The sequence below is a fragment of the Corynebacterium marinum DSM 44953 genome, from assembly GCF_000835165.1.
GTDB classification, from domain to species: Bacteria; Actinomycetota; Actinomycetes; order Mycobacteriales; family Mycobacteriaceae; genus Corynebacterium; species Corynebacterium marinum.
The window spans coordinates 1928219-1942369 of record NZ_CP007790.1; the positions used below are offsets into that span (position 1 = coordinate 1928219).

13 protein-coding genes and 1 pseudogene are annotated in these 14151 nt (G+C 67.8%); 8 read left to right on the forward strand and 6 right to left on the reverse strand.

Going from position 1 to position 14151, the window contains the following annotated elements; genetic code table 11:
- Positions 1 to 18 precede the first annotated feature (18 nt).
- Genes B840_RS09125 through B840_RS09135 form a run of 3 tightly spaced genes read right to left on the reverse strand, consistent with a single transcriptional unit; the run spans position 19 to position 3348 of the window.
- On the reverse strand, positions 19 to 1851 hold the full coding sequence (locus B840_RS09125) for a BCCT family transporter (protein WP_042621886.1): 1833 nt from the start codon (positions 1849 to 1851) through the stop codon (positions 19 to 21).
- A gap of 50 nt (positions 1852 to 1901) precedes the next feature.
- Entirely contained in the window at positions 1902 to 2420 is a 519-nt protein-coding gene (locus B840_RS09130; protein ID WP_042621887.1) for a hypothetical protein, read from the reverse strand.
- A 13-nt stretch (positions 2421 to 2433) separates the two neighbouring features.
- On the reverse strand, positions 2434 to 3348 hold the full coding sequence (locus tag B840_RS09135) for an AEC family transporter (protein ID WP_042621888.1): 915 nt from the start codon (positions 3346 to 3348) through the stop codon (positions 2434 to 2436).
- Between the two features lie 64 nt (positions 3349 to 3412).
- Here B840_RS09135 and B840_RS09140 point away from each other — a divergent pair, with 64 nt between their 5' ends.
- The 5 genes from B840_RS09140 to B840_RS09160 all read left to right on the forward strand — a co-directional run bounded on the left by B840_RS09140 (position 3413) and on the right by B840_RS09160 (position 9455).
- Positions 3413 to 4930, forward strand: a complete 1518-nt coding sequence (locus B840_RS09140; RefSeq protein ID WP_042621889.1) for an ABC transporter substrate-binding protein — start codon at positions 3413 to 3415, stop codon at positions 4928 to 4930.
- Positions 4930 to 5877 (forward strand): ABC transporter permease, encoded by a 948-nt coding sequence (locus B840_RS09145; protein ID WP_042622677.1) that lies wholly within the window; start codon positions 4930 to 4932, stop codon positions 5875 to 5877. The genes B840_RS09140 and B840_RS09145 overlap by 1 nt, the downstream gene beginning before the upstream one ends.
- The gene (locus B840_RS09150) at positions 5874 to 6689 is read left to right on the forward strand and encodes an ABC transporter permease (RefSeq protein ID WP_042621890.1); all 816 of its coding nucleotides are present in this window, start codon (positions 5874 to 5876) and stop codon (positions 6687 to 6689) included. The genes B840_RS09145 and B840_RS09150 overlap by 4 nt, the downstream gene beginning before the upstream one ends.
- On the forward strand, positions 6686 to 8116 hold the full coding sequence (locus B840_RS09155) for an ATP-binding cassette domain-containing protein (RefSeq protein WP_042621891.1): 1431 nt from the start codon (positions 6686 to 6688) through the stop codon (positions 8114 to 8116). Before B840_RS09150 ends, B840_RS09155 begins: the two co-directional genes overlap by 4 nt.
- Before the next feature lie 79 nt (positions 8117 to 8195).
- Positions 8196 to 9455 (forward strand): HNH endonuclease signature motif containing protein, encoded by a 1260-nt coding sequence (locus B840_RS09160; RefSeq protein WP_156971888.1) that lies wholly within the window; start codon positions 8196 to 8198, stop codon positions 9453 to 9455.
- On the opposite strand, the gene thpR is transcribed toward B840_RS09160, so the two are convergent.
- The 3 genes from thpR to B840_RS09175 are packed head-to-tail and all read right to left on the reverse strand — an operon-like array spanning position 9452 to position 11683.
- Entirely contained in the window at positions 9452 to 9985 is a 534-nt protein-coding gene (gene thpR / locus B840_RS09165) for an RNA 2',3'-cyclic phosphodiesterase (RefSeq protein ID WP_042621892.1), read from the reverse strand. The genes B840_RS09160 and thpR overlap by 4 nt on opposite strands.
- Before the next feature lie 9 nt (positions 9986 to 9994).
- Positions 9995 to 10489, reverse strand: a complete 495-nt coding sequence (locus B840_RS09170; RefSeq protein ID WP_052491156.1) for a hypothetical protein — start codon at positions 10487 to 10489, stop codon at positions 9995 to 9997.
- Positions 10490 to 10531: 42 nt separating this feature from the next.
- Positions 10532 to 11683, reverse strand: coding sequence for a hypothetical protein (locus B840_RS09175; protein WP_052491157.1), 1152 nt, complete (start codon positions 11681 to 11683; stop codon positions 10532 to 10534).
- Between the two features lie 146 nt (positions 11684 to 11829).
- Here B840_RS09175 and B840_RS09180 point away from each other — a divergent pair, with 146 nt between their 5' ends.
- From B840_RS09180 to B840_RS09190, 3 genes and pseudogenes are all read left to right on the forward strand, one after another.
- Positions 11830 to 12753 carry a ribokinase gene (locus tag B840_RS09180; RefSeq protein WP_042621893.1) on the forward strand — a complete coding sequence of 308 codons (924 nt, stop codon included), beginning with the start codon at positions 11830 to 11832 and terminating at the stop codon, positions 12751 to 12753.
- A gap of 76 nt (positions 12754 to 12829) precedes the next feature.
- Entirely contained in the window at positions 12830 to 13618 is a 789-nt protein-coding gene (locus B840_RS09185) for a PTS sugar transporter subunit IIAB (RefSeq protein WP_042621894.1), read from the forward strand.
- A gap of 24 nt (positions 13619 to 13642) precedes the next feature.
- A pseudogene (locus B840_RS09190) lies at positions 13643 to 14083 on the forward strand (PTS transporter subunit IIC); the annotation flags it as partial.
- Positions 14084 to 14151 lie beyond the last annotated feature (68 nt).

Here is a 14151-nt window from a genome sequence, read left to right on the forward strand (position 1 = left end):
GGAAGAGCTAGACCGGAACTACCTCCACTCATCCTCAGAGCGGGGGCGGGTCTGCTCAACGATCTTGAAGCGGGACTCCATGGCCTCCGCCTCGTCCGGGTCGTCGGTCATGTCGCCGACCACCCCCAGATCGCCGCCGATGACCACGTTGCCGGGGATGACGATGTTGCCTTCGTCGTCGTGCTCGAGGATCGGGACGGGCAGGGGGTTGCCCTCCTCGTCGTAGCCGGGGGCGGGGCGGGACTCGTAGGCCTCGAGCTTCTCCGCGGTGTCCGTCTTCTCCCACTGGCGGGTGCGGATCTGCTGGTGGGCGGCCGAGTCGTCGACCATACCCTTGACCAGCGAGTACATCATGACGAAGTGCATGAGGAAGAAGGGGAAGGCCACGATGATCACCACCTCCTGCAGGGTGGCGATGCCCGACTCCGGGGAGATCAGCAGCAGGGATCCCGCGACGGCGCCGATGGCAATGGCCCAGCCGATGCGGTAGTAGGTCGGGGTCTTGTCCTCCTCGCCGGTGGCGAACATGTCGTTGACCAGGGCGGCGGAGTCGATGGAGGTGACGAAGAAGATGACGATCACCACGATCGCCAGGATCGAGCTGGCCATGGTCCAGGGGTAGGCCTCGAGCAGTCCGAACAGCGCCTGCGGGACGTCACCGTCCTCGACGACAGGCTGGGTGAGCACACCCGGGTCCGCGAGTTCCACCTCGACGCCGGCCCGGCCGAAGGTGGCGAACCAGATGATGCCGAAGATGGTGGGCAGCGCCAGGACACCGGCGATGAACTCACGGACGGTACGGCCCTTGGAGATCCGGGCGACGAACATGCCCACGTAGGGCGACCAGCAGATGGTCCACGCCCAGTAGAACATCGTCCAGCTGCCCTGCCAGCCGGGATTGTTGTCGAAGGAGTCCGACCAGAACATCACTTCGGGCAGGCCGGTGGCGTAGATGCCGAAGGACTCCACGATGAACTTCAGCAGCGTCAGGGTCGGCCCGGTGGCCAGGATGAACACCATGAGCAGCACGGCCAGGGCGATGTTGATGTTGGAGAGCACCTTGATGCCCTTGTCCAGTCCGACACCAACCGAGATCGCCGCCAGACCGGTGATGGCCAGGATGATCAGCAGCTGCACCCAGCTGACCATGGGCACGTCGAACATCTTCTGCAGGCCGGCGTTGATCTGTAGCACGCCCAGGCCCACGGACACGGCGATGCCGAAGGTGGTGCCCACGATGGCGAGGATGTCGATGAGTTTGCCGGGCCAGGCGTAGATCTTCCCGCCCAGCAGGGGCGCGAAGATCGACGACAGGCGCGGGGGCAGCTTGCGCTTGTAGATGAAGTAGCCCAGGGCCAGACCGGGCAGGACCATGATCACCCACATGTGGATGCCGAAGTGGTAGTAGGTGAACACGAAGGCCTGGTCGATGGCCGCCTGGGACATGGACTGTTCGTTGGCCATCGGCACGTTGTAGGCGTGGTTGATGGGCTCGGCCACTCCCCAGAACATCAGGACCGCGCCGACGCCGCCGGCGAAGATCATGGCGAACCAGGCGGGGAGGGAATACTGGGGGTCATCATCGTCGTCGCCCAGCTTGAGCCGGCCGTAGCGGGAGACGAACACACCGATGAGGAAGATGAACACCAGGGACACGCCCCCGATGTACATCCAACCGAAGTTGGTCATCAGTCCGCCGGAGATGGTGGTGAAGGCCCGGCGGGCGGTGTCGCCGAGCATGATCGTCACGATGACGAACACGGTGATGAAGCCGGCGGAGCCGAGGAAGATACCCGGGTCGGATTTCAGCCCGAGGAAAGCTCGCTCTCGTGTTGTTGGTCCGGATGACATTAAAGTTACCTATCGTCGTCTGCGGGTGAACGCAGATGAGGTTACCCGGATCACAGCGTGCCGAGCTTATCGACGCCCACCTCCGGGACCCGCGCCCGGATCATATCGACCAGTTCGAAGGGCTGTGGTTCGGCGCCCGCCGGGAAGCGGACGGTGTAGGGCGCGACAGCCGTCGCGTCCCCGGTCACCCGTTCCTTCACGTGTGCGGGCAGCAGGACCAGGAAGGTCCCGCGGCCGGGCAGCGAGTAGAGCTGCAGGTTGGCCAGTTGGGCCACCGGGAAGGTCACCCCGGTTCGGGGGAGGTGGACGCGGTCGTCGACAAGCAGGACCGGCCGGGAGCGGCGCCACAGCACAACCACGAGCATGACCAGGGCGATGAGCATGCCCGCCGCCGGGGCGACGGCGCCGACGTAGAACAACGTCGACAGAGCGGGTTCCTCCTGCTGCGCCGCCGAGACCACGAGGCCGGCGAAGATCGGCGCCATGACCGCGAGGAACACCACGCCGACAGCCACGGCCCGGCTGGCGGCCAGGTGGCGGGGCGAGGACCGCAGTCTGATGGTGTCCATGTTGGCGGTGATGTTACCCCGGGCCCAGGAGGATAGTGACGACGACAAGCACCGGGAAAGACACCAATGTGGACACCACCCCGGTGTCTCTGGCCAGTGTCTCGTTGGTGCGGAAACGCAGGGCGTAGGTGAGCACATTCTGGGCCGTGGGCAGCGCGCCGAGCACCACGAGGGTGAACAGGGCCGGGCCGCTGAGCCCGAAGGCGTGGAACGCGAGCAGCCCGGCGATGACGGGGTGGGCCACGTTCTTGAGCAGCACCACCAGGGCGACGTCCCCGGTGAGCGACACCTTGGAGCCGACCAGGGACATCCCGAACACCATCAGCGCCAGCGGCACGGACGCGCCGGCCAGCAGCGACACGGGCTGGCTGAGGATCACCGGCACCGGGATCCGCAGGAACCCGATCAGCAGGCCCGCGAGGGCGGCCAGGAGCATCGGGTTGCGGAACGCCAGGACAACGTTGCGCAGCAGGTTCGACTGTTTCGAGTCATGGAGTATGTCGAGCGTCGTCAGGGTGACCGGCGCGTAGAAGGCGACCTGGAAGAGGATGACGGGAATGACGGCGGCGGCGTCGTCGAGAATGTAGACCGCCAGCGGCACGCCCAGGTTCCCGGCGTTGGCGTAGGAGGAGGCCAGCATGCCGATGAGGCTGTCCGGCGCGTTCGAGCCGCGCAGCCGCAGGAGCAGAAAACCCGCAAACCCCGCGATAAGCGCCGAGAACGCGATGACCAGGAAATTCGCCGAGAAGATCTCCCGGGGGTCGGTGTCCAGGAGAATGTCGAAGAGCAGCGCCGGGGTGGCCACCAGGTAGACCAGGTTGGCCAGGGCGCGGCGCGCGCCGGGGCCGAGGGCGTCCGTGCGGCCGAGGAGATACCCCACCGCGATGACGACCACGACCACACCGAATCCGGTGAGTACCTCGATCACGAGGGGTCATCGTATCCGGTCGTTTCAATTGTCTGCACCCCCTGGCCCGGCTAGCCTTTGAATCATGTTCCTCCGCCGGCGGTGGCCCGCCACCCTGCTCACCGTCCTGGCGGCGATCACCCTCACCGCCTGCTCGGCCGGCTCCACCGCCACGCAGGTCGGCCGCGTCGCCGGGCAGAATTCCGTGGTCGTGGGCGCCACGGGGGTGCCGGCCTCCCTCGACTTCACCACCACCGGCGGCGCCGCCATCCCGCAGGCGCTCATGGGCAACATCTATGAAGGCCTCGTGCGTATCGACGCCGCCGGGGACATCGTCCCCCTCCTCGCCACCTCGTGGGAGGTCTCCGGGGACGCCACCGAGTACACCTTCCGGCTGCGGGAGGGCGTGACCTTCTCCGACGGCTCCCCCTTCAACGCCGAATCGGCGAAGTTCAGCATCGGCTACGTCCAGGAGTCGTGGTCCAACGGTCTCAAGGCGCAGATGGACGTGGTGGAGTCGGTGGAGGTTCTCGACGAGTACACGCTGAAGGTCGTGCTTGAACACCCCTCGCAGCGGTGGTTGTGGTCGATGGGCACGCTGACGGGGGCGATGATGTCGCCGACGGGCGTCGATAAGCTCGCGACCACCCCGGTGGGCACGGGTCCCTACGAGCTGCGGCGTTTTTCCGTCGGCGAGTCCGTCTCCTTCTCCGTGCGCGGGGACTACTGGGGCGATCCCGCCAACCAGAACGCGGCGATCCGCTACTTCTCCGACGCCACCTCCGCCGTCAACGCGCTGCGCTCCGGGGACATCGACGTGGTGTGGGCGATGCAGGCCCCCGAACTGCTGGACACCCTGCCCGGGGACTACGACGTGAAGGTGGGCACCACCAACGGCGAGGTGCTCGTCTCCATGAACAACAACCGCGCCCCCTTCGACGATCCCCGCGTCCGCCGGGCGGTGGCCCACGCCGTGGACCGCCGGGCCGCCAACCAGGTGGTCTGGGAGGGCCTGGCCGCCGACACCGGCGGCGCCCCCGTCCCGCCGACCGACCCCTGGTTCACCGGGGAGGACTTCGCCCCCTTCGACCCCGGGCTGGCGCGCGAACTGCTCGCCGACGCCGGGTTCGGCCCGGACAACCGCCCGGAGATCACCGTCTCCGTGCCCTCGCTCCCCTACGCGCAGAACATCTCGGAGCTGGTCTACTCGCAGCTGCGCGACGTCGGCTTCGACGTGCGGCTGAACACCGTGGAGTTCCCGGCCGTGTGGCTGGCGGAGGTGATGTCGGCGAAGAACTACGACATGTCGATCATCGCCCACGTGGAGGCGAGGGACATCCCCGCTCTCTTCGGCAACCCGGGCTACTACCTCGGCTACGACAACCAGTCCGTCCGCGACGACCTGCTCGCCGCCGACACCGCCGCCACCGCGGCGGAGCAGTCGGAGCACATGGAGCAGGCGGTGGCCACCATCATGTCGGAGGCCGGGGCGCTGACCGTGTTCAACCTGCCCAACATCGTCGTCACCGCGCCGGGCGTGACCGGCGTGAACCCCACGGTGGTCACCGACGCGCTCGAGCTGGCCGGAATGGAGAAGCAGTGATCGCCCGCACGATTCTCAGGCTGGGGTTGAGGTTCCTGCTCTCCCTGCTGCTGGCCTCGGCGGTGATCTTCCTGCTGCTGCGCGCCATCCCCGGCGACCCGGCGCGCGTGGCGCTCGGCGTCACGGCCACCGACGAGGCGGTCGCCCGGCTGGCCGAGCAGCTGGGCACGGACCGTCCGCTGGCTGTCCAGTACCTCGACTGGGTGGGCGGGTTGCTCACCGGCGACTTCGGCGTCTCGCTGTCCTCCCGGCAGGACATCACCGCCCTGGTGCTGGACCGGGCGCAGGTCTCGTTGATCCTGTGCGGCGTGGCGATGGTGCTCTCCCTGGCCGTCGCCGTGCCGATGGGGATGTGGGCGGCGCGGCACAGCGAGCGTGCCGACGGCATTGTCATCTCCGGGTTCTCGCAGGTCGGCATCGCCGTCCCCTCCTTTCTCGCCGGCATCCTGCTGGTAACCGTCTTCGCGGTGCACCTGGGCTGGGTGCCCGCCAACGGCTGGATCCCGCCGGGCGAGGACACCGGTGGTTTCCTGGCCCGGCTCATCCTGCCGGTCATCGCGCTCACACTGGTGCAGGCGGCGATCCTCACCCGCTACGTGCGCTCGTCGATCCTGGAGGTGATGGACCAGGACTTCATCCGGACGGCGAGGTCGACGGGGGCGTCGACAAGCGAGGCGCTGTGGCGCCACGGGCTGCGCAACGCCGCGCTGCCGGTGCTCACGGTGACCGGGTTGCAGCTGACGAGCCTGGTGGTCGGTGCGGTCGTCATCGAGCGGGTGTTCATGCTGCCCGGCCTGGGTTCGATGCTGCTGGATTCGGTGGCGCGGCGTGACCTGACGACGGTGCAGACCATCGTCATGCTGCTGGTCGTGTTCACCCTGACCGTCAACCTGCTGGTCGACCTGACCTACCGGATCGTCGACCCGCGGATCAGGAGGAGCGCATGAGAAGGCTTCCGGTGTCCGGCTGGATCGGCGCGTTCATCGTCGGCGCCACCGTGCTGATGGCGCTGGTCTCGCTGGTGTGGACCCCCTACGACCCGGTCCACGCGATGCCCTACGACCGGCTGCTCGGCTCCTCGCCGGAGCACCTCATGGGCACCGACCGCTACGGGCGCGACGTGTTCTCCCGCATCATGGCCGGCTCCCAGATCACGCTCTTCGTGGGGTTGGTGGCGGTGGGGATCTCCGCGCTCATCGGCGTGCCCTTCGGCATCCTCGCCGGCATGCGCCGCGGCCTCGCGGAGACCCTGATCATGCGCGGGGCGGACCTCATGCTGGCGTTTCCCGCCCTGCTCCTGGCGATCATCTCCGGAGCCGTGTTCGGCCCTTCCACGACGACCGCGATGGCGGCCATCGGCATCGCCGGCATCCCCGGTTTCGCTCGCGTGGCCCGCGCCGGCACCCTCCAGGTGATGACGCAGGACTACATCGCCTCCGCCCGCGTCTCCCGCGTGCCCGGCCTGATCGTCGCCGGGCGCCACGTCCTACCCAACATCGCCGGGGTGGTCATCGTCCAGGCCTCCGTCGCCTTCGCGCTGGCCATCCTCGCTGAGGCGGCCCTGAGCTTCCTCGGCCTGGGCACCTCCCCGCCCGACCCGTCCTGGGGCCGGATGCTGCAGTCCGCGCAAGCCTCCCTGGGTTCCGCCCCGCAGCTGGCGCTGTGGCCCGGGCTGGCCATCGCGGTCACCGTCCTCGGTTTCAACCTGCTCGGCGACGGCCTCCGCGACGTCCTCGACCCCCGAAGGAGCCGACGATGAACCCCGTCCTCGAAGTCAACGACCTCCGCGTCGGCGACCGCCTGCTCGACGGCATCAGCCTCACCGTGGGTCCCGGCGAACGCGTCGGCCTGATCGGGGAATCCGGTTCCGGCAAATCCCTGACGGCACTGTCCGTCATGGGCCTGCTCCCCCGCGGACTGGCGGCCGGAGGCTCCGTGAAGATCCTCGGGCAGGAGACCGTCGGGCTACCCGACCGGCGGATGCGCACCCTGCGCGGGAAGGTGGTGTCCATGGTGTTCCAGGAACCCATGACCGCACTGGATCCCTTGATGACCGTGGGCCGCCAGGTGGCCGAGGCCGCCGGGCGCCGCGACGTCGCCGACCTGTTCACCCAGGTCGCCCTCGACCCCGCACGGATGAACGCCTACCCGCACGAACTGTCGGGTGGCCAGCGCCAGCGCGTGCTCATCGCCATGGCGCTGGCCGGGGAGCCGGACCTGCTCCTCTGCGACGAACCCACCACCGCCCTCGACGTCACCGTGCAGGACCAGATCCTCGACCTGCTCGACGACCTGGTCGACCGCCTCGGGATCTCCCTGCTGTTCATCACCCACGACCTCGGCGTGATCAACCGGATGTGCCGTCGCGTGCTGGTCATGTCCGAAGGCCGGGTCGTCGAGGAGGGCGACACCCACCAGGTGCTCACCGCCCCCGCGCACCCCTACACGCAACGGCTGGTCGCCGCCGCCCTGCCCGGCCCGCCCGCGCAGGTGCGCGAGACGCGCGAACCGGTGCTCGCCCTCGACCGGGTCACCCGGCGCTACGGCACCACCCTGGCGCTTGACGACGTCTCCCTGGTCGTCCGCCGCGGCGAGCGCCTCGGCGTGGTCGGCGGTTCCGGCTCCGGTAAGACGACGCTGCTGCGCCAGTTCGCCGGCCTGGACTCCCCCGACTCCGGCACCGTGGCCGTCGACGCCGGCGTGCAGGTGATCTTCCAGGACCCGCAGGGCTCGCTCAACCCGCGGCTGCGTATCGGCCGCTCCGTCGCCGAGGGGATGCGCCGCCCGGACCAGACCCGCGTGGCGGAGGTCCTCGCCGAGGTGGGGCTGCCCGCCGATACCGCCGGGCGCCTCCCCCACCAGTTCTCCGGGGGCCAGCGCCAGCGCATCTCCATCGCCCGTGCGGTGGCCGGCAAGCCAGAGATCCTGCTCGCCGACGAGCCCGTCTCCGCCCTCGACGTCTCCGTCCGCGCCCAGGTCCTCGACCTGCTGGACCGGCTGGTCGACGAGTACGGCCTGACCCTGGTGTTCATCTCCCACGACCTGTCGGTGGTGCGGGAGGTGTGCTCGACCGTTGCGGTGATGCACCAGGGGCGCATCGTCGAGCACGGCCCCACCGAGCAGATCTGGGCCGACCCGCAGCACGAGTACACCCGTTCCCTGCTGGCGGCGATCCCGCGGATCTGAGAACTTTTGGGGCGCCCCTTGCGGAATGGGACCGTGTGTTCTAATGTGGGGTTCGAACATACGGGCTAAGGGGGCCGGGGTGAAAACACTAGAATCAGTTGTCGAACGCGAACTTCAGCAGCTGCTGCGCCCCAGGAATTTCTACTCGCTCTGCTCAACGGAGGACTCCGCCGCGATCCGCAGCACCCGGATCCGCCGCGCCGACCATGAGATGTGGCAGTCGGTTCTCCCTGTACAGCTCGAGGATGTCGATCTCGTCCTCGCGGACCTGGGTGCGAGTACCGGTCACGGTGACATGTACATTCAGTCGGCTCTCCACGCCCACATGCGGTTACTCGAGCTACCGGGGCTGAAAGCACTACAGGAGCGCATGTTCCACCTTGATCTGAATCGGTTGAAGACAATTGACTCGGTCCTGTGCAAGATCGACGCGAACAACCGGGAACACCTGGCCGTCATCGATGCGGAACTCACCGAATATCTCACCCCCACCCGCCCGAACCAGACGCTGCCCACAGCTCATGCGATCCGGACGAGGCTCAACGCCATCATCCAGACCCTCGATGACTCCGTGTCCGACGATGACACCCCGGAAAAGAAGAACGAGGGGCACTTCTCTGTCTACATCGACGGGAACCAGGGCTTCATCGAAGTGATCACCGATGCGGTGACCGCCCATGAGATCAATGAGCGGGTGCGTCAGCACGCAGCCTCGCAGAACATCAGCCATCCAGAGGCATTCAACCAACTCGTCCGCGGGGAGGCGGTCACGAACGTCACCCTCAACGTCTACCGTGCCAAGGACACTCCGGGGGCCCCGTCATGGATCCCGGGAGTCGGCTGGACCAGCCCCGACACTGCCGAGCAGCTGACCGGTGCAGCCACCGAGATCCGGGACATGGACGACATCCGCGACAAGGTCTCGGCGGCCTATGCCACGCCCGCCGACATCCGGGCGGTGGTCATTGGCCGGGACGGTTCCTGCAGCTACCCGGGGTGCACTCTCCCCGGAATCAGGACACAAATGGACCACCGGGTGGATTTCGCCGACGGGGGACCCACCACCGCCGCGAACTTGTCCGCCCTGTGCCAGAGGCACCACAACATCAAGACCGATGGTCGGGTGCGCTACATCATTGATCCCCACACGCAGGAAAAATACTGGCTGTTCGAGAACGGTCGCTGGGTCATCGATGAACCCACCGGGCCGTTGGCCCCGAAACAGCGGCACTGGGTGCAGACAGTCGAACAGCGGCAACAGAACCGGCGGGAACGGATCCGGATGGAATCGCAGGCCAGACGGGTGCGGGAAAAGCAGAAGCGACCACCACCCTCCTAACCCAGGCGGATGCGCTCGAGAACCTCGTAGCGGGAGCCACCGGAGCGGCCCTCCCCCAGCCTCGACTCCATGAGCACCAGTTCCTCGCAGAGGAACTCCGGCCCCTCGTAGACCAGCAGCGCGTGCACCAGCTCAGCCACCAGCCAACGCTCCCGGGTGCGGGCAATGGTGACGTGCGGCTTCTGCGCCGGCGGAGGATTGTCCAGGTCGATGACGGTGTCGGCCATGAGCGCCTTGAGCGGTGCAACCTCGCCGCCCACGCCAATCCACAGCACCCGGTTGGCGAAGGACCCCGCCCCGCGCAGCCGGAGCCGCAACGGCCCGGAAGCGCCCGCCGCCTGCGCGAGGTGCCCGGTCAGGTCGGTGTGGTCGTTGGGCTGGTTGCCGTAAAAGGACAGGGTGATGTGCCAGTTGTCGGGGTCCGTCCACCGCAGACCCTGCCGGTGGTTCTCCCGGATGGGCCTGAGTGCGTGGACGAGGTGCTCGCGGGCTTCGTCGGATATCAGCAGCGCGGAGAAGAGTCGCTTCATTACGCCAGGTTACCGGGTGACGTCGAACTCCCCGGCGCGGTCGAAGTGCAGGTGGACGGTGTCCCCCTCCGCCACCGCCAGATCCGCCAGGAAACGGGCGATCGAACCGGTCCGCACCTCGATCTCGTCCATCATCACCGCCTGCGGGCCCAGACGCGAGGACAGGGAACGGTGGCCGTGCCTGTGCAGCTGGACCAGCGCGCCGACGGCGCGGGGGACGGCCACGGCGGCGTCGTCAAGCATGCCGGCGGTGACCGTCACCGGCAGGGACCAGCGGCCCTCCCCGGCGGCGGTGAGCGCCGGCTCGATCTGCGGGAACCACGTCGCGGGGCTGGGGACCGGGGCGCGGCGGACATGGCCGTCGACGATCTGGAAATCGCCGGAGCCGGCGACGGTGCGCACCGCGGCGCGGTCGAAGGGCGCCGAGTCGAGCATGGGTTGCAGATGGGAGCGGCCGGCCTCGAGTTCGGCGGCGATCCAGTCCGGGATGAGTGTGCGGGGCATGGTCCTGGACGCTACCCGGGTTCACCGTGCCGGGCAGGGCGACTAATCCTTCGGCTCGATCTTGTTGACGACCGCTCCGAGCCCCCTCGCCGCAGTTCTGCGGCCGGTGTTGATTGCGTCCACACCGCGGTTCCGGAAATGCCCGAAGGCATCCTTGAATCCTGCGTGGTCGGCCAGCTCCCAGTCCTCCGACTGCGCCTCCCGGTAGCGGAGGAACTGCTCGACAACCTCGGCCAGGACCCTGCGGTTCGCATCCAGCGAGCGGCGGGTGAACAGGTCAAAGCCCTCCGAGGGGTGTAGGACGGCGGCCTGGTTGAGCACGCGGCGGAACTCCTCCGCAAGGTCGGTGTCCAGTCTGAGGTTCTCATCCAGGATCCGGCTGATGCTGGACAGGGTCTGCTCGATGGCCTCCGGCTCGCGGTCGATCACCCGCTCCAGGCGGACCCGCTGGTACATGGCCAGCGATTCCTGGGCGGTGACCAGCAGTTTGAGTAGATTACCCACCCTGCCCCTGTCCACCAGGCGTTTGAGTTCCTTGGCGCGGTCACGCGGGGAATCCTCCGCCGACAGACCGTCCAGCTGTGTCAACAGGTACTGACGGAGCTTCTCAGTACCCACCTCCAGGATCGGCCCCTGGGAGGCGATAGCGTCCCAGTCGGTGGTGGTGAGCACGTGCCCTTTCTGCAGCTCGGTGACCATACGGACGAGAATGCGGTGTCGCCCGTACACGTCCCCCAGACGCTCTGCGTCGGCCGCCCGCAGCAGTTCGTCGACACCTTCCTTGACCTCGTCGAGGGTCTCACGGATCTCGCCGAGTTCCTGGGTCACCGCCTGGATGGCCGCCTGCACGATGATCAGCTCGGGTGATGAGGCGAGTACGGCCAGTTCCAGAGGATTCACCAGGGTGTTGGAGGTGTACCGGCCGTCCGCCCCGCGTGTGACCCGGCGCAGTTCAGCGCTGGAGTTCTTCGCCGCGGTGCCGGGCAGGAAGACTGCCGACGCCTGAAGCACGCCCGGGAGCAGATCACCCGCAAGACCGAGGATGCGATTGTCCGGCCGCGTCATCAGCGTGGCCCGGGCGACACCCTCCGAGGCCTGCCACTCCTGCAGGGCATCCGAGGGGCCGATGGCGAGAATCCCTTCGGCTCCTTCAATGAGAACCAGATCATTCGCCGCGTCAACGTCTTGAGTCATGGGAGCATCCTAACGGAGGGCGGGGACAGGGCTACATCAACCATGCAAGTCGTTGTCCAGGACAGTCTGCTCCTTCAGACCCCGCCCGGCAGCCTTCTGCCAGGCATAGAGTGGTAGACACAACGCACCGAGCAGGAGGCCCTCCCGTGAGCAGCGACCCCACCAGCCCCGTCGACATCGTCGTCGTCGGTTCGATCAACGCCGACCTCACGGTCCGGGTGCGCCGTCACCCGCACCCCGGTGAGACTCTCCTCGGTTCGGGCGGCGGAATCACCCCGGGCGGCAAAGGTGCGAACCAGGCGGTCGCCGCCGCGCTGCAGGGCGGCGCGGTGGCGATGGTGGGGGCGGTGGGAACCGACGCCTACGCTGAACCCGCCACGGAGTACCTGCGTTCCTCCGGGGTGGACATGTCGGGCGTGGCCAGCGTCGACGAGACCACCGGACTAGCGGTGATCACCGTCTCCGATGACGGGGAGAACTCCATCGTCGTCGTCCCGGGCGCCAACGCGACCGTCACGGCGGACTTCGTCGAGGAGCGGGCCCCGCTCATCGAGTCCGCCCGGGTGGTTCTGCTGCAGGGCGAGATCCCCGCCGACGGTTTCGCCGCGGCGGTCCGCCTGGCAACCGGCCGGGTGGTGGTCAACCTGGCGCCGGTGATCGAGGTCGACCGGAAGTCCCTGCTCAGGGCCGACCCGATCATGGCCAACGAGCACGAGGCAGGCCTGCTGCTCGAGCAGCTGGGCGCGGGCATCAGCTCGGACATCCCGGAGGAGCTGGTGTCCGCGCTTCTCGACGCCGGCTTCCCCTCCGTCGTCCTCACCATCGGCGCCCGCGGCGCGTTGGTCGGCGACACTTCCGGGTTGACGAAGATCCCCACTCCCCGCATCACGCCGGTGGACACCGTCGGTGCGGGGGATGCCTTCGCCGGTGCTTTCGTGGCCCGGCTCGTCGCGGGGGACGACCTGGTCACCGCCTCGCGCCACGCGGCCCGTGTCGGCGCCTTCGCGGCCACGGGCCACGGGGCCCAGACCTCCTACCCCGGGATGGGCGACCAGCTGCCGGAGGCCTGATCACGACCACGTCACAATAGTGTGGCCAGAGTGACGCAGGATACACAATCCCCTGTCCGGTAGATATGATTTTTTCATGTCAACCATCAACCAGTTGCTCGCTGATGATGCGGTAGACCTTGAGGCCAGCGCCGCCGACTGGGAGGACGCGGTCACTCAGGCCGGCCGCCTCCTGGAGTCCACGGGCGCCATCGACCCCGCCTACACGCAGGCCATGATCGACAGCGTCCACGCCAACGGCCCCTACATTGTCGTCTCCCCCGGTTTCGCATTCGCCCACGCCCGCCCCTCGGAGGCGGTGAAGCAGACCGCCTTATCCTGGCTCAGGCTCACCGAACCCCTCGAGTTCGGCCACCCGAAGAACGACCCGGTGTCCCTCGTCGTCGCCCTCGCGGCCGCCGACGACAAGGCGCACACCACCGCCATGGCGGAACTGGCGAAGGTCCTGGGCAACCGTGCGAAGAGGGAGGCGCTCGACTCCGCGACCTCCGTAGCCGAGCTGCGGGAGGTCCTCGACGGCGCCGGAACACCCGGGCGAAGCCGGGCGGATTCCCCCGCCCCCGCAGAGGGCGCCGCCACCCGCAACAAGATCCTGACCGTGTGCGGCAACGGACTGGGCACCTCCCTGTTCCTCAAGAACACCCTCGAGCAGGTGCTCGACACCTGGGGCTGGGGACGGTTCATCACCGTCGAGGCCACCGACACCATCTCGGCGAAGGGCAAGGCCAAGGAGGCCGACCTCATCCTCACCTCCGGGGAGATCGCCCACACCCTGGGGGACGTCGGCGTGCCTGTCCACGTGATCGAGAACTTCACCTCCACCGATGAGATCGACGCAGCGATGCGCGAACTCTACGACATCTAACCCCCGCGCGGGAAGGACAACCTCATGGACTGGCTCATCGCCATCCCACAGTTCCTGGTCAACGAGATCCTCTCGGTGCCCGCATTCCTCATCGGCATCATCACCGCCATCGGTCTGGCCGCCCTGCGGCGCACCGCCGGGCAGATCATCGGTGGGGCCATCAAAGCCACGCTCGGCTTCCTGCTCATCGACGCCGGCGCGGGCCTCGTCGTCGCCTCACTCGAACCGCTCGGCTCCATGATCCAGGGCGCCACCGGCGCACAGGGTGTGGTGCCCACGAACGAGGCCATCGTCGGCATCGCCCAACAGGAGTACGGCTCCCAGGTCGCCTGGGTCATGATCCTCGGCTTCGCCGCCTCGTTGATCCTGGCGCGCTTCACCCCGCTGCACTACGTGTTCCTCACCGGCCACCACGTGCTGTTCATGGCCACGATGCTCACCATCATCCTCGTCACCGCCGGCTTTAACCTGGATCCGCCGATGGTCTTTCGGTGATCGGTTGATTTCGGCTGCGGGCACCACCAAGATTTTCG